General features: G+C 51.8%; 18 protein-coding genes and 1 other annotated feature (1 of these 19 cut by a window edge). Of the genes, 7 read left to right on the top strand and 11 right to left on the bottom strand.

Annotation, left to right across the window (positions count from 1 at the left end; translation table 11 throughout):
* Nucleotides 1-78, bottom strand: a binding site (T-box leader); it reaches 198 nt to the left of the window's first position.
* Between the two features lie 124 nt (nucleotides 79-202).
* Entirely contained in the window at nucleotides 203-1,177 is a 975-nt protein-coding gene (locus PAEVO_RS30140; RefSeq protein WP_100541153.1) for a hypothetical protein, read from the top strand.
* Nucleotides 1,178-1,243: 66 nt separating this feature from the next.
* Entirely contained in the window at nucleotides 1,244-2,824 is a 1,581-nt protein-coding gene (locus tag PAEVO_RS30135) for a sigma-70 family RNA polymerase sigma factor (RefSeq protein WP_481856507.1), read from the top strand.
* A 182-nt stretch (nucleotides 2,825-3,006) separates the two neighbouring features.
* Here PAEVO_RS30135 and PAEVO_RS30130 read toward each other — a convergent pair whose 3' ends face one another.
* On the bottom strand, nucleotides 3,007-3,771 hold the full coding sequence (locus tag PAEVO_RS30130; RefSeq protein ID WP_100541152.1) for an SDR family oxidoreductase: 765 nt from the start codon (nucleotides 3,769-3,771) through the stop codon (nucleotides 3,007-3,009).
* A 181-nt stretch (nucleotides 3,772-3,952) separates the two neighbouring features.
* Nucleotides 3,953-4,831 carry a MerR family transcriptional regulator gene (locus tag PAEVO_RS30125; protein ID WP_100541151.1) on the bottom strand — a complete coding sequence of 293 codons (879 nt, stop codon included), beginning with the start codon at nucleotides 4,829-4,831 and terminating at the stop codon, nucleotides 3,953-3,955.
* Between the two features lie 15 nt (nucleotides 4,832-4,846).
* On the opposite strand from PAEVO_RS30125, the gene PAEVO_RS34765 reads away from it, so the two are divergent.
* The 4 genes from PAEVO_RS34765 (at nucleotide 4,847) to PAEVO_RS30110 (ending at nucleotide 7,232) form a co-directional block, all read left to right on the top strand.
* Nucleotides 4,847-4,975, top strand: coding sequence for a hypothetical protein (locus tag PAEVO_RS34765; protein WP_279300490.1), 129 nt, complete (start codon nucleotides 4,847-4,849; stop codon nucleotides 4,973-4,975).
* 38 nt (nucleotides 4,976-5,013) lie between these two features.
* Nucleotides 5,014-5,469: an SgcJ/EcaC family oxidoreductase gene (locus tag PAEVO_RS30120; RefSeq protein WP_100541361.1), complete on the top strand. Its 456-nt coding sequence runs from the start codon at nucleotides 5,014-5,016 to the stop codon at nucleotides 5,467-5,469.
* A 22-nt stretch (nucleotides 5,470-5,491) separates the two neighbouring features.
* On the top strand, nucleotides 5,492-6,298 hold the full coding sequence (locus tag PAEVO_RS30115; protein ID WP_100541150.1) for a phosphotransferase family protein: 807 nt from the start codon (nucleotides 5,492-5,494) through the stop codon (nucleotides 6,296-6,298).
* A gap of 244 nt (nucleotides 6,299-6,542) precedes the next feature.
* The gene (locus PAEVO_RS30110) at nucleotides 6,543-7,232 is read left to right on the top strand and encodes a hypothetical protein (RefSeq protein WP_100541149.1); all 690 of its coding nucleotides are present in this window, start codon (nucleotides 6,543-6,545) and stop codon (nucleotides 7,230-7,232) included.
* Here PAEVO_RS30110 and PAEVO_RS30105 read toward each other — a convergent pair.
* From PAEVO_RS30105 to PAEVO_RS30085, 5 genes are all read right to left on the bottom strand, one after another.
* Entirely contained in the window at nucleotides 7,227-8,315 is a 1,089-nt protein-coding gene (locus PAEVO_RS30105) for a DUF418 domain-containing protein (RefSeq protein WP_100541148.1), read from the bottom strand. The two genes, PAEVO_RS30110 and PAEVO_RS30105, sit on opposite strands and share 6 nt — an antisense overlap.
* 2 nt (nucleotides 8,316-8,317) lie before the next feature.
* A complete protein-coding gene (locus PAEVO_RS30100) occupies nucleotides 8,318-10,249 on the bottom strand; it encodes an ABC transporter permease (protein WP_100541147.1) in 1,932 nt (643 codons plus the stop codon).
* Nucleotides 10,224-10,994 (bottom strand): ABC transporter ATP-binding protein, encoded by a 771-nt coding sequence (locus PAEVO_RS30095; RefSeq protein WP_100541146.1) that lies wholly within the window; start codon nucleotides 10,992-10,994, stop codon nucleotides 10,224-10,226. The genes PAEVO_RS30100 and PAEVO_RS30095 overlap by 26 nt, the downstream gene beginning before the upstream one ends.
* 465 nt (nucleotides 10,995-11,459) lie before the next feature.
* Entirely contained in the window at nucleotides 11,460-12,470 is a 1,011-nt protein-coding gene (locus tag PAEVO_RS30090; RefSeq protein ID WP_100541145.1) for a sensor histidine kinase, read from the bottom strand.
* Nucleotides 12,467-13,168, bottom strand: coding sequence for a response regulator transcription factor (locus PAEVO_RS30085; protein WP_100541144.1), 702 nt, complete (start codon nucleotides 13,166-13,168; stop codon nucleotides 12,467-12,469). Before PAEVO_RS30085 ends, PAEVO_RS30090 begins: the two co-directional genes overlap by 4 nt.
* 195 nt (nucleotides 13,169-13,363) lie before the next feature.
* Between PAEVO_RS30085 and PAEVO_RS30080 the strand changes: the two genes are divergently transcribed.
* Nucleotides 13,364-14,779 carry a hypothetical protein gene (locus tag PAEVO_RS30080; RefSeq protein ID WP_100541143.1) on the top strand — a complete coding sequence of 472 codons (1,416 nt, stop codon included), beginning with the start codon at nucleotides 13,364-13,366 and terminating at the stop codon, nucleotides 14,777-14,779.
* Between the two features lie 43 nt (nucleotides 14,780-14,822).
* On the opposite strand, the gene PAEVO_RS30075 is transcribed toward PAEVO_RS30080, so the two are convergent.
* From PAEVO_RS30075 to PAEVO_RS30060, 4 genes are all read right to left on the bottom strand, one after another.
* Complete coding sequence (locus PAEVO_RS30075; RefSeq protein ID WP_100541142.1) at nucleotides 14,823-16,028, bottom strand: Ger(x)C family spore germination protein; 1,206 nt, start codon at nucleotides 16,026-16,028, stop codon at nucleotides 14,823-14,825.
* Nucleotides 16,025-17,134 (bottom strand): spore germination protein, encoded by a 1,110-nt coding sequence (locus PAEVO_RS30070; RefSeq protein WP_100541141.1) that lies wholly within the window; start codon nucleotides 17,132-17,134, stop codon nucleotides 16,025-16,027. Before PAEVO_RS30070 ends, PAEVO_RS30075 begins: the two co-directional genes overlap by 4 nt.
* A 30-nt stretch (nucleotides 17,135-17,164) precedes the next feature.
* The gene (locus PAEVO_RS30065) at nucleotides 17,165-18,832 is read right to left on the bottom strand and encodes a spore germination protein (RefSeq protein WP_100541140.1); all 1,668 of its coding nucleotides are present in this window, start codon (nucleotides 18,830-18,832) and stop codon (nucleotides 17,165-17,167) included.
* A gap of 238 nt (nucleotides 18,833-19,070) precedes the next feature.
* A complete protein-coding gene (locus PAEVO_RS30060; RefSeq protein WP_100541139.1) occupies nucleotides 19,071-21,263 on the bottom strand; it encodes a GH92 family glycosyl hydrolase in 2,193 nt (730 codons plus the stop codon).
* Nucleotides 21,264-21,279 lie beyond the last annotated feature (16 nt).

Genomic DNA, 21,279 nt, shown 5'->3' with positions numbered 1-21,279 from the left:
GAGTACCGGGCCTCGCACCATTCGCCGGTTCGCTTGGACCCCGAGAGATAAGCTACTATTTCTTCTCATCGCCGTGTGGTATGTTGTTCTTAAATTCATCTGCGCAGCTCTTTTCGAATCTGAAGAGAGAACAAGATGAGTTGAAGAGTATCATTACATAGGTGTTAAGTGAATGTCAAGAGGGGTGTGGGGAGGACTCGTGATGAGAGATAAGAATACGGCGATTCTCGTTGACGGATTATCCATACTGTCGCAGAGTAGACGGCAAACGGGAGATATTTGGCAGGCCCATTACGGAGCGGCAGCGATCGCGGGTTATTTTTTTATAAAAGAAAACCATTTGTCCGGGAAGGTTGAAGAGGCTGTGGCAGCGGAGAATCGGAGGATGATCGGCAAGTATTTGCAGCCGGGAACGGTGCCAGAGGAAAGCCTGAGCGTAGACAGCGCCGAATCACGGATTCTTGCAGCCCTTGACGGTACGATCGATGGTTTGCACTGGGTCGGGCACAATGTGATCTATGCCGCAATAAGTCTGGCTGCACTCCACGAGCTTGGAGGTGGTCTCCGCCATGAAGCAGCCGATATTGCGGAATTGGTCTCCTCTTTCGCGAAGACAATTCCGGGAAGGTCCTGGATCGGATATTCTGCAGCCGAGGTTAAACGGTTGACCCTGGATGAACATGACGGGATGCCTGAAATAACGGACGGCGATCAGCTGTCGGCCTTTATTTTGAATGAACTGGCCACTTATTCGGTAATCTACCGAGCGGAAGCCCATCATGATTTGATGGGGCATATGCTGACCTACTCCCATGCCTTAAACATATTGTATGATCTTGGCCACCATGCTTATTTTCGCAGAGGCATGCCGGGTGTACTCAAAATCGCGAAGGTGCTCCGTGCCAGCCGCCAGCTGGACCCAGAAGAGCCGATTCGAATCGTATCGCCCGTGGATCGGCTGCCTCTCGTGGAGGCTGCAAGATCGTCTTATTTGCCAGATCAGCCGGAGTACTGGGCATCAGGTATCGACGGGGCTGTAATCGACTGGGACTTCGGCCATCTCTTTAAATTCCCATATAGTTTCTATCATCATTGGAACCGTGTTTCGGAGGCGCCGGCGAAGGCCATGGAGAATTTTCGTTATATCATCCATCCGGTGCAGACGGTCATTTCCTGAAGAGAGGTAACCTTTTTTATACGAATCGGCACTTAAGTGTTAGAGACACCGGGAAGGGAGGTTTAAGTGAACGTGTTCCAGTGGATTGAGGAAGCCCGGCGGGGCAGTGCGGAGGCCCAGGAAAGCTTGGTCCGGCATTTTACCGGCATGGCGCTGGCTGTGGCCTACGATAAATTGCGTGATCCCCATTTAGCGGAAGATGCCGTGCAGGAGGCATTTACGGAGGCTTTTGCGAATCTGCATAAGCTGCAGGATCCCCGGCGTTTTCCCGGATGGTTCAAAGTGATCGTGGAGCGGCAGTGTTACAGGGGCTTGCGCCGCAAGCAATTTCAGACGTTACCGCTGCATGAGGTTGAGCTGCCGGCTGGAGATCAGCGAAGCTTAGAGTCGGTCGTGGAAAAGAGAGAAATGATCGGTCAGCTGCATGCCACGATCGCGGATTTGCCACCCGGCATGCGGATTGCGGTCCAGCTCTATTATTTTCAAGGCTACAGCCTGCGGGAGATCTCGCAATATTTGGATATATCCTTGACGGCTTTGAAGAAGAGACTTTTTGATGCCCGGCGGAAGCTGAAGAACACGCTTCATGTAGCCGACTTTGTATCGGTGTTCACCGATCTGTATGAGGGAGGCAGGCGTATGCTGCATATCGTTAACGGGGATTCAGTAGGGGATAAGCTGAAGCAAGGGAACGTTCAAGGAGATATCCTGGTGTGGAGGGAGCTTTATTCGTTTGGTCCGGTCTTCACGAAGATGGACGAGCCGGATCATCGGAGCGCAAGAGCTCAGTATCTGGAGCAAACGCTGGGAATTCCGCAGAAGGAATATATCGGAACCTGCGAGTCGCAGGAGAGGAAGCTCCAGGATTTTCGAATATATGACGAAGTTGTGCTCTGGTTTGAGCATGATCTATTTGACCAGACGATGCTGTCTTATTTGCTGCATTGGTTTAAGGATCGGCCACTCGGAAATACGAGGCTTAGCCTGCTGTGCATTGGCGCATACCCGGGCATCGAGCTTTTTCGCGGGCTGGGGCAGCTTAGCACGGAGCAACTCGAGACGTTATCGGGCACATGGCACACGATTGGAGAAGAAGAGCTTATGCTGGGCAGCGTGTTGTGGGAGGCCTATACCTCGGAACTGCCGGAGAAACATCAGCGCATGCTGGAGGTTGATTCCTCGGCACTGTCTTTTGCAAGCGATGCATTCGAGGCTCATCTGGCACGGCTGCCCTCTGTGAGCAATGGACTCGGGATCATCGAGCAGACGACGTTAGAGGCTGTAGCGGGCGGAATCCATAAGCCTTATGAGTTATTCCGAAAGGTAGGTGATAAGCTCCATACACTCGGAATGGGAGATCTGGAGTTCTGGTATTACCTGGCGAAGATGACGGAGGGGCCGGATTCTTTGCTGGTTATCGATGGTACAGCACCGTTTCCCGACTTTAAGCTGGCTGTACCCCATTTCCAAGATCGGGTGCTGCAAGTGACGAGTTTGGGGCATGAGGTGCTAGCCGGGAAGGCCGACTATGCCTGCACCGGAACCATCGATAAATGGGTAGGAGGCTTGCAGGTGAGGGGGAAGGATCCGTTATGGCGCTGGAACCCGGAGCGGAAGTCGGTTGTGCGGATGGCCGAAACCGATTAAACAACTGAAACAAGAAAAAGGGCGATCCTTGCTTGGCGTTGATGCCAGGCAAGGATCGCCTCTTTTTAAGATATCAGAAAGTATAAACTTCGGAGGATCTGCTGCCTGATATCGCAAGAAAAACTACCGCCAAACGCGGTCTGTCTTCTTTGAGAGTACGTCGATTGACGTTTTTCTTATAGTTACAGATGAGAGCCGCCGGTTGCGTCAACCATTTGGCCCGTCACCCAGCGCCCGTCGCTCGATGACAGAAACGCTACGACATCCGCAATATCCGACGGCTGACCGATTCGGCCAAGCGCGGACATCTCCGCGGCATGCTGCTGCCCTTCCGGCGTATGCAGCCATGAAGCATTCACATCCGTATCCACGATGCCTGGAAGAACCGCATTCACCGTGATCCCGCGTGGACCAAGCAGCTTGGCGAGATGCAACGTGAACGTATTGATGGCACCCTTGGTGATGTTGTAAGCCATAATATGCGGATAGGCGATACGCGTAACACCGGAGGAGATGTTGACGATGCGTCCGCCGTCACGAAGGAGCGGCAGCGCCTGTTGGACCAGGAAGAACGGTGCTTTTACATTGACGGCAAGCAGCTCATCGAAGCTTTCCTCGGTCGTCTCTTCAAAGGTGTTGGAGGTTCCGATGCCTGCGTTATTCACCAGAATATCGAAACGGTTGTCCCCCGTTACGCGAACAAGTTCCTCCTCCAGCGAATGAATGAGTCCTTTTGCTCCGTTTACCGATTCCAGTTTGGCGCCTAGGGCGATAGCTCGCCCACCCTGATCTTGTATGGTCTGGACAACCTGATCCGCAGCATCCCGGCGGGTTCCGTAATGCACAACGACAAGAGCCCCTTCATCCGCTAACCGAAGGGCGATTCCTTTGCCGATGCCTCGGCTTCCGCCTGTAACCAATGCGATTTTGTCTTCTAATCGTTTCATGAAACCCCACTCCTCTTGTTCGATTTAACGCTACTGTACACTCTCCTGTTAAGGGGAGAGTCAAGAGGGCGGGAAGCGTTTTATTCAACAGCAAAAAAAGACATGCCGGAGTACCGCTGCTGCAAGTACGGATAGAGGATGGGTCGACTTTCGTTTCGGTAGCCCTCGCGGCAAGGAAGGGTTACTCCGCGTTACCTTGTAGGGGGATAAGCAATTCCGCAGGGCGCTGCTTACCATAGATATCTTTATCCGAGGTGAGATAGATCTCGCGGATCGGTTCCCGGTCCGATTGAACGAGGCCTTGGGACGAAATCCATGCCTTGAGCTCGGGTATAACGGGGCAGCTATGGATGCATGGATCACAACGATGTACAAGAGATGCGGCAGATATCAGCTGCGGTAGAAAGTCCACACGAACGCGCCCATTAGCAGGGATGTCCCTAGTTATGGGGACTGCGACCTCAATATCGGCGATGTCGGCATTCCCGCTGCCGTGGTCATGCCAAAGAATGGTTAGCTGCCTGGCTTCCTCTTCTCCATAAGAGGCAGCATATTTCGTAATCTCATCCAGCAAGAGACATAGCTGGCTGCGGGCGACTTGGTCACGAATGAAAGCGGCACGCTGGGATGGGACTTCCCGGATAGTGGGGCCACCCGGATTCCCTGCTTCGGATCGTTCCAAGCGCGTCATCCTGTTGTTCACTTCATCCAACTGCAGCTGGAGGCTCCGCATCGCATGCTGAAGCTCCGTCATTTTATCCGCAAGTTTGTTCTTGACGACATCGGTTTCTATATCCTCTTCAAAAAAAGGTTTGAGCTGTTCCAAGGTAAACCCCTGTTCCTTGTAGGCGGCAATCCGCTTAACGATCAGAAGCTGCTCCTCGGAATAGTAACGGTATCCGCTTTGTTCATCAACATGGGCCGGCTTCAATAGGCCCAGCTCATCATAATACCGCAATGTTTTGATGGAAATGCCGCTGACCTTGGCAAAAGCGCTAATCTTCATCATGCCGGTTGCAACCTCCTTTACGATTCGGTCTCTCGTCGATAACGATATCATATCTCGCGCTCCTGCTTGCGTAAAGAACGCAACTCGCCGGATCTGAAGGAACAACTCGGTCCCAAGACCGAGCCGGTTTTCATCCCGTGGCGGGAATTCAATTCGGTCGGATTATCGTACAATGTGTTCAAAGAAGATTCGTGATCCCGCTTAAGAGCAAGAAAGGAATGGGGATGAGGCTGATGAACGGAACGTACGAGGATCGCCAGGCGATCCAAACGTTATTCGATTCGCTGTCCAAGGCGTGGGGAGAAGGGAATGGCCGGGCTTATGCGGAATGTTTTACGGATGATGCGGATTACGTCACGTTTAGCGGACAACACTTGAAGGGCCGCAAAGAGATCGATGAGGTTCATCAGAAGCTGTGGGATGGGGTGCTGCGAGACTCCAAGCTGGTTGCGGGACCAACCCCGACCCAGCTGCGTTTCCTGACCCCGGAGCTTGCGATAGCCCAGGCTACGGGAGCGGTGCAGCTCAGATTTCATAAGAAGCCGCCCACCGGCCGCTTTTCCATTAATACCAACGTGCTGATCAAGGTGAACGGGGAATGGAAGATATCCGCATTTCATAACTGCCGGATTCAGAGGCCAGGCTGGATTCAGCGGTTGATGATGCGTTCGAAATCAAAATCCAGCTGACGTAGGAAGCGGAGGAAATGCTTTGAAGAAGGGTATAGAGATTGGAAGAGGCAGGAGCGCAGAGGTGTATGAATGGGGAGAGTCTCAGGCTCTAAAGCTGTATTATGAAGGGTACCCCCCGGAATGGGTGACCTATGAGGCGGAGATGGGCCGCATCGTTGCGGAAGCGGGCGTGCCTACCCCTGCCGTCTTTGACATGGTGGATATCGAGGGACGAACGGGACTGGTGTATGAACGGGTGACAGGACCGTCGATGCTGCATCAGGTTCAATCGTCACCGCGCAAGCTCACGAAGTGCGCCCGTGAGATGGCACGGCTCCAACATGCGATGCATGGCTGCACGACAACCTTGCTGCCGCCGCAAAAGGAAAGGCTGGAGCATGCAATTCTTGATGCAAGCGGCATCCTGCAGGGAAAGGCGCAGGCCATATGCAAGGTACTGGACTCTTATCCTGAGGGGGACTCCATCTGTCATGGCGACTTCCACCCGGACAATGTGATCGTGGCGGAGAGCGGATACCGGGCGATCGATTGGAATAACGCCACGATTGGTGACCCTCTATGCGACGTCGCCAGGACATCCCTGATGTTTCAATCTCCTTTTCATCCGCTCGAACAGTCGAGCCTTATGGCGATTCCGCTTCGGATGGCCCGAATCCTGTGGAATAAAATATACCTGAATGAATATCGTCGATTATCTCATGCAAAGATGGAGGAGATCGACCGCTGGATGCTGCCGGTAGCGGCAGCCAGGCTGAGAGAGGATGTCCCTGGAGAAAGAGCATGGCTGCTGGGTCTCATTGATGATCGGCTGCGTGTTTATGCTTAATAAAGATCAGGACTCATAAGATATTGTACTTCCTGGGCTGTCCGCAGTCTGGACTGTAATCGAACAGGAGATCAGGCGCCTGGAGCGGAGGATGAAATAGCGGGAGGGAACAGGAGGGATAAGAAGAGCGCTATGCAGGGTCACCTTTCACCAAAGTTGCTGAAATATCTCAAGCTTCTAGTTTCAATACCGAACGGGAAGTATAAGGATAGATAGACGACGAAGCAGGAGGCGGGAATCCCTCATGAGCAAATGGAAGGAAAATACGCAAGTTAGCCGTTATGCAGGCATCAGCATTTTATTGGGCGGCGCGCTGTTTGTTATAGCTACGCTTATGCACCTTCCAGCTACCGATCCGTGGACGGGTCATCATGTCATTTCTATGATTCCGGATATGCTGACCTATTGGCAATGGGATCACAGCCTGATGCTGACAGCTATATTATTATGGCTTGGAGGACTGTCTTTAGGGGAGACTGTGGCCGGTAGACGCCCGGCTGCGATGATGGCTGCCCGCTTGTTCATTGCGGCGATGACGATATGGGTGCTCGTGCTTGCGATGGAATTAACCGTTCTCCCGATGCTGGCCAAGGAGTGGGACTCGGTTCAAGATCCAGGAACGTCCGCCTTGGGTGTCGGGTTATTTGCGTTCGGTATTATGGCCGGGGATTTTGCCATGATGCTGGCCTGGATCGGAATTAGCCTGCTTGGCAAGTCGCTGCTCTCTGAAGGTAGTATGAAACCGTTTATGGCATGGGTAGGCATAGGAGCAGGGGGGTGGGGAGCGCTTGGAATACCTGTAGCACTGCTGCTTCCAAAACTCAGTGTTATCATCTACCCGGTCACCTCGGGTCCTGTTTTTATATGGACGCTGATATTGGGAATTTATATGGCCACTCGGCAACAACAAACCCAAAAAACAGGGGCCCTATAGGACTCCTGTTTTTTTGCGAATTGGCACGATGGTCCAATAGGTACCGCATCGCCATAACCATTCGAGAGGTCCGTATTGGTACCAACGCATCCACAGATTGCTGGCTATGATCTGGAAGACCACAATCCCTAAGGAAACGAGCGTGGATACGACATACGTGGTGGGCGAGGTGTTTAGGATCAAGCGCTGAATACCTACCAGAAAGACGGTCTGCCCAATGTAGTTGGTGAGCGCCGTCCGCCCATATGCCTGCAACGGATACAGCATCTTTGCACCTAGGCGGGTACGCTCAAGCATTAAGAGCGAGCTTAGATAAAATACAGATACGAGAGGGCCTGTCGCCACCCCGATATGTGCCAGAGTAAAGGCCGCTTCCATGGCTGGTGACGGCGGCACGCCTTCTACCTCGAATAAAAAGGAAGGCATAGGCTCGGAAGGTGCCACCCGCCACATCGTGGCGATGACGATGATCGTTCCTAGCAAAGACAGTACCCAAATCATGCGCAACGCGCGTAATCTAAATCCATTGTGGATCGCATCGAGTAATCGATATTGGCCTGCGGCCAGCCCTAACAGGATCAGAAACGGGATGGTAAGCAGCTTGAATCCTATGACGGCCGCAACCGTAAACCCGGCCAATCCGATACCAAGATTAACTTTCCGCGGTGCCCCATAAAACGGGATCGCCAGCAGACCAACAATCGCATAATAAAACAAGGCCTCACCCGATTGATATAACTGATGTATGACGCCGATCAGAACCAGAATGACTAACCGGCGAATATACAGCCGAAGTCTTGGCCGTCCATCCGTTGCAGCGCTTCGGGATAGGAACATATAGAACCCGAGTCCGAACAGGAACGTGAAGATGGTGTAGAATCGGGCTTCTACGAAAAAGTTAAGCCCTCGCTGCAGCCAAAAATCCGCTGCGGTATCCGGCGTGGCGATGAGCCAGAGCGCCAATACGTTAACAAACGGCAGACCAAGCAGGGCAAACCCCCTGAACTGGTCTAAAAAATGTAATCGTCCCTTTCCAATGGCAGGCCGATGCTGAGCTGCGGTGCCGTGTTGTCCTTCATGCATGATCACACCATCATCCTGTTCACGGATTTAATATAACGGGCTCTGGCGATCAGGAAATAAACCATTTGGGCGGCCAGGAATGCCGATGAGGCTGCCAATACAGGTCCGTTTACATTCGGAACATCCAGGTATCCGAGAATCGGGTCGAGGACGACCAAGGACTGCAAGGCTGCAACCAGGATGGGAATAAAGAACAGCACGGCAATCTGAACGGTTGCGGAGATGTTCATCTCCCGTGCGCTCAGTCCGATCTTGGACAGGGAGCGATACATCGCCTGGTCGGCCGAAAGCTCCGTATGCAGCTTGAAATACAGGAAGCTTGCGGTTGAGATCGAGAAGATCAAGGCGACAAACACCCCGATAAAGCTGAATAACGAAAATCCTTGTTTATTGGTGTAATAGTTCTCCGCCCTGGATTCTATATAACCTTCACTGATTGCACTTCTGTTCCATTCCGACAGCTCAAGGCCGAGCTTGGTTTCAGGATCATCCTTCTGGGGGAGTCCTTGGGAATCGGGAAGAATAAACGGATACGTATGAGTCACACTGATTTCATCTGCTTTGGGCCCGCCCCGTAGCTCTTCAAACATGGTATCCGTCACGACCAGCAGCCTGCCGCTGTATACCACAGCCGCAATCCGGTCTGTACGGTTCTCCAAGCTGAAAGAGTAGGACTGACCGGATAATTCGATATCAGTCTCCGTTAGCGTTCCTTTACTCTTCTTCGCTGCATTCGGGGTTTCCGCCAATAAGGCTTCATTCTCGCCGAGTGACCCAACCGGCTTGGCATTCGTGATGGCGGCCAGATGATCGTAATGGGATTGCGGCATGATGTGTAAGGAGCCCTCCCCGTTCGCAGACAAGCGATAGTAGATGGTCTCGACGCCCGCCCGTTTATAACTGAGCCCTTCTGCCTGCAGACGATTTTCAATCCGGGCCAATTCTTCCTGCGCCTTCGTCTCGTCGGTATTGCTATAGTAGCTGTAGTTAAGCGCATACGGATTATCCAGATATACCGATTTGATTGATTGCTGCATGGCCAGCACGAAGCCGGTGCTCATGGAAGCGAGCGCTACGACAACCGTGACCAAAAACAGCATGCGGGCATTATCCTTGATCTTGTAACTCATTTCGGAAATCCACAGCAGGTTCGTCCCTTTCCAGGTTGTCGCGCGGTTTCGCTGCAGCATTCGGACAACCCACACGGATAGCTGGGAGTAGAAGAAATACGTGCCCATGATTCCCGTAACCGCAGCGATCATCAGTCCCACAGGGTCTAACTCTTTGACGCGAAGGACGGTAAAGCCGATGGTAAGCAGCACCACGCCCAAGATGGCCAGGAATAGATTGGCTTTCGGTTCGGTTTTCGGTTTGCTGGTGCCTTTTAGAAGCTCCAGGACTTGATTCTTCCGGATAAACAACAAGGTGAAGAGCGAGATGACGAGAAACAGCGCAGTGAAAGCACCGGCTGTCAGCAGCATGGCTTTGAACGGCCAATAGAACGGCAGCTCGTCCATATCGATCACTTTGGTGCTGATGAGCAGGAATACCTTGGATAGAAGCATTCCGCTGGCGATGCCCGTTACGATGGCAATGGCGCCAATCAGAACGTTCTCCAGGAAGATCAGCCAATTAATCTGTTTGGCTTCCGCTCCAAGGATCGTAAGAATGCCGAATTCGCGGTTCCGCGACTTCAGGAAGACGCTGATCGAATACAGCACGAATAAGAACGCAAACACATAGACGATCACGGTGGCAATGGTCATTCCCGTACGCGTCATGGTACCCATAGGCGAATTCTCGATGGCCGGATGATAGATGAATACCGCATACGTAAAGAAGATCATGACCATGAACGAGCTGCTAAGCAGGTAAGCGAAATATTGACGCGCGTTACGCCGGACGTTGTTAAACGCGAATTGAGGAAAGCTCACTTGTATTCCCTCCCCAGAACGATAGCGTATCGATGATTTTTTGGAAAAAGGCCTGCCGGTTCTCTCCGCGGTGAATTTCGGCGGCCAGCTTGCCGTCTTTAATAAAGACGATGCGGTTGCAATAGCTTGCGGCCAGAGGATCATGCGTAACCAGCATCAATGTGGTGCGATCCCGCTCATTGATCTCGGCTAACGACTCCATCACGATCCGTGAGGAGTTGGAATCGAGTGCTCCTGTAGGCTCATCCGCAAGCAGTAACAGAGGCGCGCCGATAATCGCCCTGGCAATCGCGGTGCGCTGTCGTTGACCTCCCGAAATCTCGTACACGCGTTTATTCAAAATTTCGCGGATGCCAAGACGGGAAGCGGTTTGCTGCAGCATTGACTCCATGTCCTTGAGTGGACGGCGGTCCAGCGTAAGCGGAAGCACGATATTCTCGGCAACCGTTAACGTATCGAGCAGATTGAAATCTTGAAACACAAAGCCGAGCTGTCTCCGGCGGAAGTGGGCAAGCTCGCTTTTTTTCATGGTATAAGGATTTTTGCCCCCGATCTTGACCTCGCCCGAGCTTGGACGATCGATGGTGGATACCATGTTCAGCAGGGTGGTTTTACCGCTGCCGGAAGGGCCCATGATGCCGACGAATTCTCCCTCTTGAATGGTGAGATGAATATCGGTAAGAGCTTGTGTCGCCACTTTGCCCGCATATACTTTGTTTAATGCTTTTACTTCAAGAATATCCATAAACCCGGAAGCCCCTTTCTGTATACCTCTTTAGTGTGCGAGTTCAAAAAGTCGGATTTTCAGCACCGAAGCGTATGCTTCCGAAGTGCGTTTTTTCAAAACACTTTAGGTTGGATGAAGCTAGGGAGTGAGGAGCGGAGCTACACGTTTTCGCAGAAAACGACATCGGAAGCATCTGCTTGTTTTGGGTACGTGAGCACCTGAAATGTTTCCGCAGGAAACATACTTCGGAAGCATCTGCTTAGGCCCGGCTGAATTCAAGATTCGATGCCGAGTTACTTCTTGACTCCCTTCGTGATCAAAAGACGACTTTTTGAACAACATCTTAGTGTAACCTAACTTTATCGTATACTGACTTGACCGTGCTATGGATTTAGGTGAACCGGAGCTTACATCTGCCATAAGGTTATGTTCGCATATTCTGTTCGTATGCTGGGGATATCGCGAAATGAAATGAAGACACACCTAAGTTGGAGATGTGTCTTGATGTACTGCTTTCCGCAGCGTCAAGGTGACGGTGGTTCCCTCACCAAGCGTGGATTCCAGTTGAGCGGAGTGATCAAGCTTATGGGCAATTTCACGAACAAGATACAGGCCCATGCCGGTGGATTCATGATATTGCCGACCACGCTCTCCGGTGAAGTAAGGATGGAACACCCGGTTGATGTCCTCCGGCGCAATGCCGATACCCTCATCACGTATATGAAGTTTGATGTTCTTCCCCGCTGCTTCTGCGGTTAATTGAATCTTCTTGCCGGGGCTGCCCGAGTAGTTCACGGCATTCGTCAGAATCTGGCCCAGCATGAACCGGAACCATTTGGCATCCGTATAGACGGTGATTTGATCATCGATTTGGAACACCGGCGTAATGCCTTTACGAATGAACAGCTTGCGGTTCTCCACGACGGATTCGCTTACCGCGGCACGGAGTCCGACGGCTTCTACCTTGAAATCCTGCTCGAACCGGTCCAGGCGTGCGGTATACAGCACCATTTCGAGGCCTTTGCGAATGCGATCAAGCTCTTCCCGTATATGTTCGGCGGGTGCCTCTTCGACTTCATCGAGTGTTAGCTGAATCACCGACAGCGGGGTCTTCATCTGATGGACCCAGCGGTTGACGAAGGCCAGGTGCTGGTCGGTTCCGCTTTGATGCCGATGCAGCTGCTCGCGGTATAAGCGCTCATAATGGCCGATCCGCTCGTGGATCGCTTCCGGCAGCGGCGCTTCACCCAGGGGAGGGTTAGAGAATTCCTTCTTCGAGAGCTCCTCGGAAGAAAGCTCTTGATACATCGTGCGATGGGAAAGATACCGGTATGCAAGATAGAGAAGCAGCACGACACTGCTTAACAGCACCCCGTATAGCACGACAGTAAAGGGTCTGCCTTCACCGGTAAGCCAGTACAGCAGGGGGACAAGCAGCATTTGAACGGTAAAAAACAGCATGAGCGGGAGATGCTCCCGCAAGAAAAGTTTCATAAGGGCTCCCTGCCTGTCATGAACCGGTAGCCTGCTCCCCGGACGGTTTCGATAAGATCTCCGGCGCCAAGCTCACGAAGCTTGCGGCGAACCCTTGTAATATAAACATTTAACGTATTGTCATCAATGAAGTGCTGATCTTCCCACATCAGGTCCAGCAGCCGCTCGCGGCTGACCACACGGCCGTCTTTTTCCATTAGCATCGTCAGCAGGGCTGCTTCCTTCTGGGTAAGCTCGGCTGACTCGTCTCCATAAGTTACAACGAATCGCTCTGGATAGATGATGAGACCGGCGCTTTCGACGGTTTGCTCATCCTCCTGACCGGAGGCATAGGCACCGACTGCACGGCGCAGGTGGCTGCGGATTTTGGCCAGAACAAGCTCCATGTCAAACGGCTTTGTAATATAATCATCCGCCCCGTTTTCCAGCGCCATGATCTGATCCATGCCGCTGTCGCGTGCCGAGATGAAGATGATCGGGCAGTGCGATTGGGTACGGATTTGCCTACACCAATAATACCCGTCGAATTTCGGCAGATTGACGTCCAGCAGAACCAGGTCCGGCTTCGTATCCGTAAAAATGTCCATCACACGGCTGAAGTCTTCGGTAATCCGTACGTTGAAATCATATTTGGAAATAGCCGATCTTAATTTATCCGCGATTCGTTCATCGTCTTCCACAATCAGGATGGTATACACGGTTCCAGCTCCTTTTAACTCCTAAACTACATCATGTACTTACTATACCGAATTGGAGATGACGTTGGAAATCCAGTGGTCCCAGATTCCGAATAGGAGGCAACCACTTGGTCGATCTGAATTAACCTTTGCCCAGGCCCATGCATAAGATGTAGTCACATAAAACCTGCTGCCTGGGAAAGGGCGTGGCTTCATATGGGAATTCATTTAACTGCGATTCACTGGGTGTACCTGGCGTTTATCGTCTTGATCATGACGCTGTTGATCCGGCGGCGCGATACGACGCTGATTTGCATTACCGGAATATTCGCGCTTGGCCTTCTGGCAACGGAAACGCTGAGCGGCTCGGTCTCCGGTGTCTTTCATTCATTCATCTACGCGACCAAAGAGCTGATGGGCACAATCATGATCATTTCCATTATCGTGGCGATGAGCCGGGTCTTGATCAAGACGGGGATCAACGAGACGATGGTAGCCCCGTTAACTCGTTTTCTCCGTACTCCCGCGATGGCATACTGGGGCATCGGCATCATCATGATGGCTACATCCTTTTTCTTCTGGCCGTCACCGGCGGTGGCGTTGATCGGGGCGGTCCTGCTCCCTGTTGCCATCCGGGTGGGGTTGCCTGCCCTGGGAGCGGCCGTGGCGATGAATCTGTTCGGGCACGGCATCGCGCTATCGGGCGATTATATTATCCAGGGTGCGCCTAAATTGACTGCCGATGCCGCCGGATTGCCTGTATCCAGCGTCATGGCCGCAAGTGTGCCGCTCGTGATCGTGATGGGACTGGTGACAACCGTGGCGGCATTTTGGATGATGAAAAGAGATCAGCAAAACGGCAGCTGGAGAGATGGATTGGTCACCATCAAAAGAACGGGAGACGCGTTGACCACGCGTACCGATGAGGATGATACCGCGGCCCCCATTTCTCCCGGCATGAAAAAATGGCTGGCCATCGCGATCCTGCTCCTGTTTGCGGCAGACGTGGCGGCTATGTTCATCCTGAAGCTGCAAGGCGGTGACGCCACGGCCCTGGTAGGCGGAACAGCCGTCCTGATCCTCAGCATCATTACGCTGGTCGCTCATCGCAACCGCGGATTGGAGAAGGTCACCTCGTACTTGATCGAGGGCCTTATGTTTGGTTTTAAGGTATTCGGTCCCGTCATTCCCATTGCGGCTTTCTTCTATCTGGGGGATGCAGCGTTCACCGATTTGTTCGGCAGCGTGCTTCCGGAAGCATCCCATGGGATCGTGAACGACCTGGGGGTTGCCCTTGCGAATGCGGTGCCGCTTAACGGGGCGGTGGGTGCGGTGACATTGACGATCACCGGCGCTATAACGGGTCTTGACGGTTCGGGCTTCTCGGGTATATCGCTTGCCGGCTCGATCGCGCAGTTGTTTGCAACGGCCATCGGTTCAGGGGCGGCTACCCTGACGGCGCTTGGCCAGGTTGCCGCCATCTGGGTAGGCGGCGGCACGCTCATCCCATGGGCATTGATCCCTGCTGCAGCCATATGCGGGGTCAGCCCGTTCGAGCTGGCAAGGCGGAATCTGAAGCCGGTGCTGTTGGGCCTTGCCGTTACCACGGTTGTTGCGATGTTTCTGGTGTAAATTAAGCAAAAATAAGAGCGCTGACTATGTTGTCAGCGCTCGTTTAATCTGTTGAGGAACCGAAATCCGTGATGTTCATGCTGACCTCATACGTAATCGGGACATGGCTAAAGGTTTCATCCCAGTCCGATTTTAGTTTCTTCCATAATTGTGGATGTTTGATCCGGAGCTCCTCTCCAAAGCCCCCTACGTCAACATGATAGACATGCTGCATTTTATTCAGGACTTGTTCGATCTGTTTACGGGCCTCATCTTCAAACTGCCGCTCCATTTCTTTGATGTATTGCCCGGATGAGGGGATTTCCGGAAAGCTCCAATCCTCGATTAATCTGCCTTCTGAATGGATCTTGATATGAAATGAAATTTCATCTCCCCGAACCTTAGGAATGATGGTGCTATGGGAATTCTTGGGCTCATAGGTTACGGTATGCCCCGTCTTATGCGCGTACGTCTTCAGCGCCCCACCCATCACGTCCTCCTTTATCCAGGATAAGCCTTCAAGATCATATTGGCTTAGTTCCCCGATCCATTTTTTGGTCTTCCCTTTAAAAATGGCCGCCCCCGAAAATTTATGCTCGTTTTGGGCCGTCACGACATTCTGTAATAGAAAGCTCGCCCCTGATTGCATGTTGCTGTCGAGTTTGATCAGTGACACGGGGGGGAGGATCTTGTTGGAGCGATACCGGTTATCCACGAGTCCCGTTAAATAGAAGGCAGGGATTTCCCCGGGTTCAGTGGAGCTTAAAGCTTCAAACGCGCTTCGGTGGCTTACTACTACTAGGCAGCTAGGGCGTATATCGTTATCGCGGAGAATAAAGTCAAATACTTGTTCCAGGCTGTACTTTCTGGCTAATTCGCTCGAAACCACGATGACCTTGAGATGATGGCCGATAAGCGGACGGTCTCTTCGCAGTGAAAATTGGCGGAAGATCTGAATGAGGGAATCTCCCGTTAATTGTTCATTCAGATAGGCCTTGCTTGGCGAGGACGAGCCGGAGCCGCCTTGCTTCTCGTTCTTACCCGTAATCGGGGGTACAATCTGAACCGTTGCCGTCAGCACTTTCCTTTTGGGGTAGGATGCCCCTTGTTTGTTGATATCCCGTTCGAATTTGGATTCGTTCGCTGCATCGAGTCCCAAACCTACATAGACGCTGACATCCTCGATCTCGTTGCTGCTCCAGCAGCCGGTTGTCAGCAGCAGCAGGACGCTGGCCGTTACTGCCGTCACATATCGTGCATATCTGTTCATTTCGGCTTCACACCTTTCTTGCGGGCGATGCTGATCAGTAATAGTATGAGCGGCAGTCCGCCGAATAAATAGATCGACATGTTGCCTACGGTATCTCCCATCTTGAATGTTTCCGAAACGTCCTTCGGAATCATCGAGATGAGGAAGATGACAGGAAGCAGAATAAAGAAAAAAGGTCGTATATTCGTCTTCAGCAGCTGAGACCATCCTAGCGAGGCTGCGTAATGCGTTACCGCAAAGGTCGAGAATATTTGCATGATCCAGATGACAAGCAGCAAGGACTCAAAGCGCTCGAATATCAGTCCCTGGATTTCAAAACTCCGCATTAAGTCCAGTGTCGGCCATGTTCTTGTCTCAACTCCGTTTATGGACAGCCCGCCAATCACCATAATGACGGTGATTAAATAGATGGCCAGGGGAACCGTAATGCCAACGAGCATGGCTTTTGCACCTTTTTTGGGAGATTTCATAAACGCCATGGCAACGAACATGATCTCGTAACCCGTAAAAGATAGCAAAGATGGCTTTAACCCCCGAATCACGGGCATAAACCCTGAGCCGAGTACCGGCCTTAAATTTTTGATGTCAAAAATAGTGCTGCTCAATAGGATCGCTATGAGGAAAAAAACCAGCGTAATCGGCAGAATGATCTCACAGATTCTGGCGATGCTGTTGATCCCCCCGGTGGTCAAATACAGACCGATCCACATAAAGGTCATCACGATGGCCCAAACGGGTGTGCCTTCCAGCAGGTATAACCCCGTTACCTCCGCCATAATCCGGATCTCAAAAGCGGCAATGGTGATGAAATAACCAATAAACACCAGACCTAAAACAAAAGCCAGCCATTTCCCGGTGATCTCAGGCACAAACTGAAACCACGTTTTTCCCTGAAATCTTCGGCATAACGCCACGACGATCCACCCTGCCAATAGGATGATCAAACCGGAGATGAGGATTGAGATCCACACGTCCGGCGTTTTGACAGCCTCGACCGTCGTTCTTGGTAGCGTCAGGATACCGGCACCCAGCATGTAGTTAATGATCATGACGGCCGCTTGAGATGTGGTGATCTGATCATGGGTGCTGTTAGTAATGCTGCTCATGGTCTTAGCCTCATTTCGTGCTTAGGATGATTAATTTCTGCGGTCAGGGTCGTTCGGCTTTAACATTTGGGGTCGTTTCTTCATCACTTTCAGCGGGAACCGAATGAAGAAGTCCTTCAAGTCACTGATGCCGTAAGGCACCATGGGGCTTGCGTAAGGCACGCCAAAGCTCTTCAATCTGACCAAGTGACTGCAGAGAAGAAGGAAGAACATAACGACTCCAAACAGTCCAAGCACTGCCGCAAAGAACATCGCGGTAAATCGGAGAACGCGCAGTGTAATGCCGGCACTGTAGACCGGGATGGTGAAGGAGGAGATCGCGGTTACGGCCACGACAATCACGAGAAACGGACTGACAATTCCGGCATTTACAGCAGCATCGCCAATAATCAGACCACCTACGATACCCATGGCAGGTCCGATTGGTTTGGGCAATCTGATACCGGCCTCCCGTAATATTTCAATGGCAATCTCCATGATAAGCGCTTCGATAAGTGAAGGAAAAGGCACACCTTGCCTAGTTTCAATAATTGTTAACGCTAGCTTGGTCGGAATTAGACCGGGATGAAACGAAATAAACGAAATGTACAGTGCCGGAGCAAGAAGTGCCAACAGCGCCGATAGAAAGCGCAGCAAGCGGACAAAGGACCCCGAGATCCATCTCTCGTAATAGTCCTCCGGTGATTGCAGCAGCATACTGAACGTGACCGGCACAATTAAGGCAAACGGCGTTCCGTCGAGAAGGATAGCTACCCGCCCTTCCAGTAAAGCCCCGATTACCCTGTCAGGTCTTTCCGTGTTCTGCACTTGCTGAAAAGGACTCATGACATTTTCCTCAATCAGTTGCTCGATGTATCCCGACTCCAGAGGATCATCAATTTCGATCTTCTGAATTCGCGTCACGACCTCATCGATCAGCTTCGGGTCGGCGATATCTTTCATATAGGCGATGACCAGATCCTTTTTTACCCGGTTTCCTACCTCGAAACGGGTGAGCTGAAGACTTTCGTTCTTTCCGTGAAGCCTAAGCATGCCTGTATTGTCTGACAGTCTTTCGGTAAACCCGATACGGGGACCACGAAGAAGGGCTTCGGATAGAGGCTCCTCCAGACTTCGACTCTTCCCCTTGGCTGAACCAACCAGAAAGGCTCCTTGCATTCCATCTACCAACAAACCGGTTGTGCCCGCAAGAACAGCTTGTACAAGTTCCAATAGTCCACTGATATGCTTTATCTCACTTACAGGAAGCATCTGGCTGCTGATATAGGCTTTAATCGAGTCACTTGAATGATTGAAGTTATCCTGCTCCGCTTCCGGAATTCCCCCCAACATGAGGGGTCTTATGAGATGGGTGTCCATAAGATCGTTGTCCATCAATCCGTCAACAAAAACGATAGCTGCACGCGTTCCCGTGCCCCGGATCGTAAATTCCCTGATTTCCACGTCTGCATTGTTACCGATGGCTTTACGGACGGACATTAAATCCGTATCGTAAAGTCCTGTAATAAGAACTTGCGGCGAGACACTATCCTCCCTCTTGGGGGGAGAAGGCTCGCTCGGCTTGAGGGAGTAACTCGAATTAATAGATTTCCGAAACCAATGGGTCAACACCAGAAAGAGGATGGGTAACAGCACGAGTAGAAAGGCTTGAACCCATAGCGTCCACTTCGGAATATGAGATACAATGACGGACCACAACGGAAAATCACCCCGCAATTTCTTAGCAATAGGATCATAATGTGAATCATGTGTATTGTTACCCGAGGTGATCTTGAAAATTCCTGTTTTTTCATTATTAGAGAAGGGGACCCACGGGACCGACTCCCCCGATTATGAAAGAATGACTAAACAGATGGATGCACAAAAAAGAGCATCCCCAGGCCGTTGACCTGATGGGATGCCCCTTGTTCTTATTATGCAAGTTAAGCTGTAGTTCTTACTTTTTCGATATCGAGAACGGCAGTTCCTCCGCACTGTAATGACGGTAGCTTGGAGCCAGTCCAAGGCGGAATTCAAGGGACTTGCCTGCCAGAATATCCTCATGCGTAATGTACAGTTTGGTGTAATCCTGTCCTTCCAATTGAACGTTTGCCACGAAATTGGACTGTGGATTGTTGTTGTCGGTATGAATCAACATCTGTTTGCCGCTTGGCAGCTCAATGCTCACGCTGTCGAATAGCGGGATGCCGAGAACATATTCATTGCTGCCCGGACATACCGGATAGAAGCCCATGGAACTGAACACATACCATCCGGACATGCTGCCGTTATCCTCGTCGCCCGGGAAGCCGTCAAAGCCGCTGTTGAACAGGTTCGACATCAGCTGTTTGAGGACAACCTGGGACGATGCGGGCTGCCCTACATAGTTGAACAGATAAGGAATATGGAAGCTCGGCTGGTTGGAAATCGCCAGCTGGCCATAATCAATGGCAGCCATCTCACTCATCTCATGAATTTCAAAGCCATAGCCCCGCACGTCGAAGTCCGGTGCTTTATTGCACAGTTGGGTGATTTTGTCGAAAAAGCGTTCCTTCGAACCGTGCGCTTCGATCAAGCCCTGGAAATCCTGGAATACCGCAAAGCTGGTCTGCCAGGCGCTTCCTTCGGCATAATCGAGACCCCAGCTCGTATCATTGAAATCCGGACGGAACTGGCCGTTCTGATCTTTTGCTCGCATGAACCCGGTTTCCGCATCGAAAATATTCTTGTAGTTGAGCGCGCTTTGTCTGTACTGTTCGGCTACATCCGACCGGCCCAATACGTCGGCCACGCGGCTGATGCAGTAGTCGCTGTATGCGTAATCCAGCGTGTGGTTCACGCTCTCGTGATAGCTGCTCGGAACGTAACCGTACTTGATGTAGTCCAGCGTTCCTTGACGTCCATAGCAATTCTGCCCGCTCTGCGTAGTGGCTGCGGTCAGCATGGCCTCCAGTAGTTCCGGCAGCAGATGCTGGGCCAATCCCTTAGCCGCTGCATCCGCAATGACGGCGTCAATAAGCGTGCCCGGCATCAGTCCGCGCTCATCCGGGGACAGCCATTTCGGCAGGAAGCCGGTCTCGCGGTAGGAATTCAGGAAGCCTTCCAGCATTACCTCATACTCCTTCGGCGCGATGATGGAATAGAGCGGATATACGGTTTTGTAAGTATCCCAGAAGCCGTTATTGGTATAGAGAACGCCTTTTTTGACGGATCGGGCGGTTGTATCGTAATGAACCGGCTCCATGTTGGCATCAAGCTCATAGAACTTCTGCGGGAACAGGAACATACGGTAAAGGCAAGTATAGAAGGTGCGCATATATTCTTCGTTCGAGTGAGTGACCCGGATTTTGTTCAGGTAATGATTCCAGGCTTGTGCCGCCAATTCCTTCTGCTCATCCAGGGATGTGTTCCGTTCGCGTGCAAGGTTAAGCTCCGCTTGCTCCAGGCTGATGAAGGAGGTCGCCAGCTTAACATCCAGCGTGCCCCTTTCGCAGTCATTGAAGCGAATGACGACATGCTGGTCCACATTGCCAAAGGCAACCTCAGGGAAGAACTGGCCTTCGGCGTCGTAATAACCTGTCGTGGAGAGATCCATGTCCTTGCTGAAGCTCATGGCCACGTACATACGGAATTCTTTATCGTGACAATCTGCGAAGTTGCTGACAAAGCCGGTTAGTCTGCGCTGGGCTGCATCCAAGCGGAACTCGCTTTTGTTATGAACGTTCAGCACGAAGCCTGCCTGCTGCCCGGAATTGTATTTGATGCGCAGTGCCGCACCATAGGTGCTGGGAGCCAGCTCTGTGGTGATGTTATAACGCTGCTGCTTCACTTTGAGATAGTGGGGCTTGAATATCGCTTCCTCGGGACGGTAGGAGCTTTGACAGGTGAAGACGGACCCTCTGATTTTGTCGTCCGCAATCGGAGTCATCAGGAAGTGGGCGAAGTCTCCCATCCATGGACTTGGCTGGTGTGTCAGGCGAATGCCTTGGAAGACGCGGTCATTGGGGTTGAAGAACCAGCTTCCTTCGTTTTTGGTCTGGACAACAAAGTGGTTCATACCGAAAGGTACACCCGTATAAGGGAGCGCATTCCCGTTGGAATAGGTGTATTGGTTGTTGGTTCCTTGCCTTGTATCGATATAGTTCAGCATGTTAGAGTCTCCTTTG

This window comes from Paenibacillus sp. GM2FR, assembly GCF_002803325.1.
GTDB classification, from domain to species: Bacteria; Bacillota; Bacilli; order Paenibacillales; family Paenibacillaceae; genus Paenibacillus_AQ; species Paenibacillus_AQ lautus.
This window is presented reverse-complemented; position numbering and strand designations above follow the sequence as displayed.

What these genes read in the sequence shown, in the direction of transcription:
- PAEVO_RS30140 (WP_100541153.1), top strand. Translation starts at nt 203, where the DNA reads ATGAGAGATAAGAATACGGCGATTCTCGTTGACGGATTATCCATACTG.
- PAEVO_RS30130 (WP_100541152.1), bottom strand. Translation starts at nt 3,771, where the DNA reads ATGAAACGATTAGAAGACAAAATCGCATTGGTTACAGGCGGAAGCCGA.
- PAEVO_RS30125 (WP_100541151.1), bottom strand. Translation starts at nt 4,831, where the DNA reads ATGATATCGTTATCGACGAGAGACCGAATCGTAAAGGAGGTTGCAACC.
- PAEVO_RS30120 (WP_100541361.1), top strand. Translation starts at nt 5,014, where the DNA reads ATGAACGGAACGTACGAGGATCGCCAGGCGATCCAAACGTTATTCGAT.
- PAEVO_RS30110 (WP_100541149.1), top strand. Translation starts at nt 6,543, where the DNA reads ATGAGCAAATGGAAGGAAAATACGCAAGTTAGCCGTTATGCAGGCATC.
- PAEVO_RS30105 (WP_100541148.1), bottom strand. Translation starts at nt 8,315, where the DNA reads ATGCATGAAGGACAACACGGCACCGCAGCTCAGCATCGGCCTGCCATT.
- PAEVO_RS30095 (WP_100541146.1), bottom strand. Translation starts at nt 10,994, where the DNA reads ATGGATATTCTTGAAGTAAAAGCATTAAACAAAGTATATGCGGGCAAA.
- PAEVO_RS30090 (WP_100541145.1), bottom strand. Translation starts at nt 12,470, where the DNA reads ATGAAACTTTTCTTGCGGGAGCATCTCCCGCTCATGCTGTTTTTTACC.
- PAEVO_RS30080 (WP_100541143.1), top strand. Translation starts at nt 13,364, where the DNA reads ATGGGAATTCATTTAACTGCGATTCACTGGGTGTACCTGGCGTTTATC.
- PAEVO_RS30075 (WP_100541142.1), bottom strand. Translation starts at nt 16,028, where the DNA reads ATGAACAGATATGCACGATATGTGACGGCAGTAACGGCCAGCGTCCTG.
- PAEVO_RS30070 (WP_100541141.1), bottom strand. Translation starts at nt 17,134, where the DNA reads ATGAGCAGCATTACTAACAGCACCCATGATCAGATCACCACATCTCAA.
- PAEVO_RS30060 (WP_100541139.1), bottom strand. Translation starts at nt 21,263, where the DNA reads ATGCTGAACTATATCGATACAAGGCAAGGAACCAACAACCAATACACC.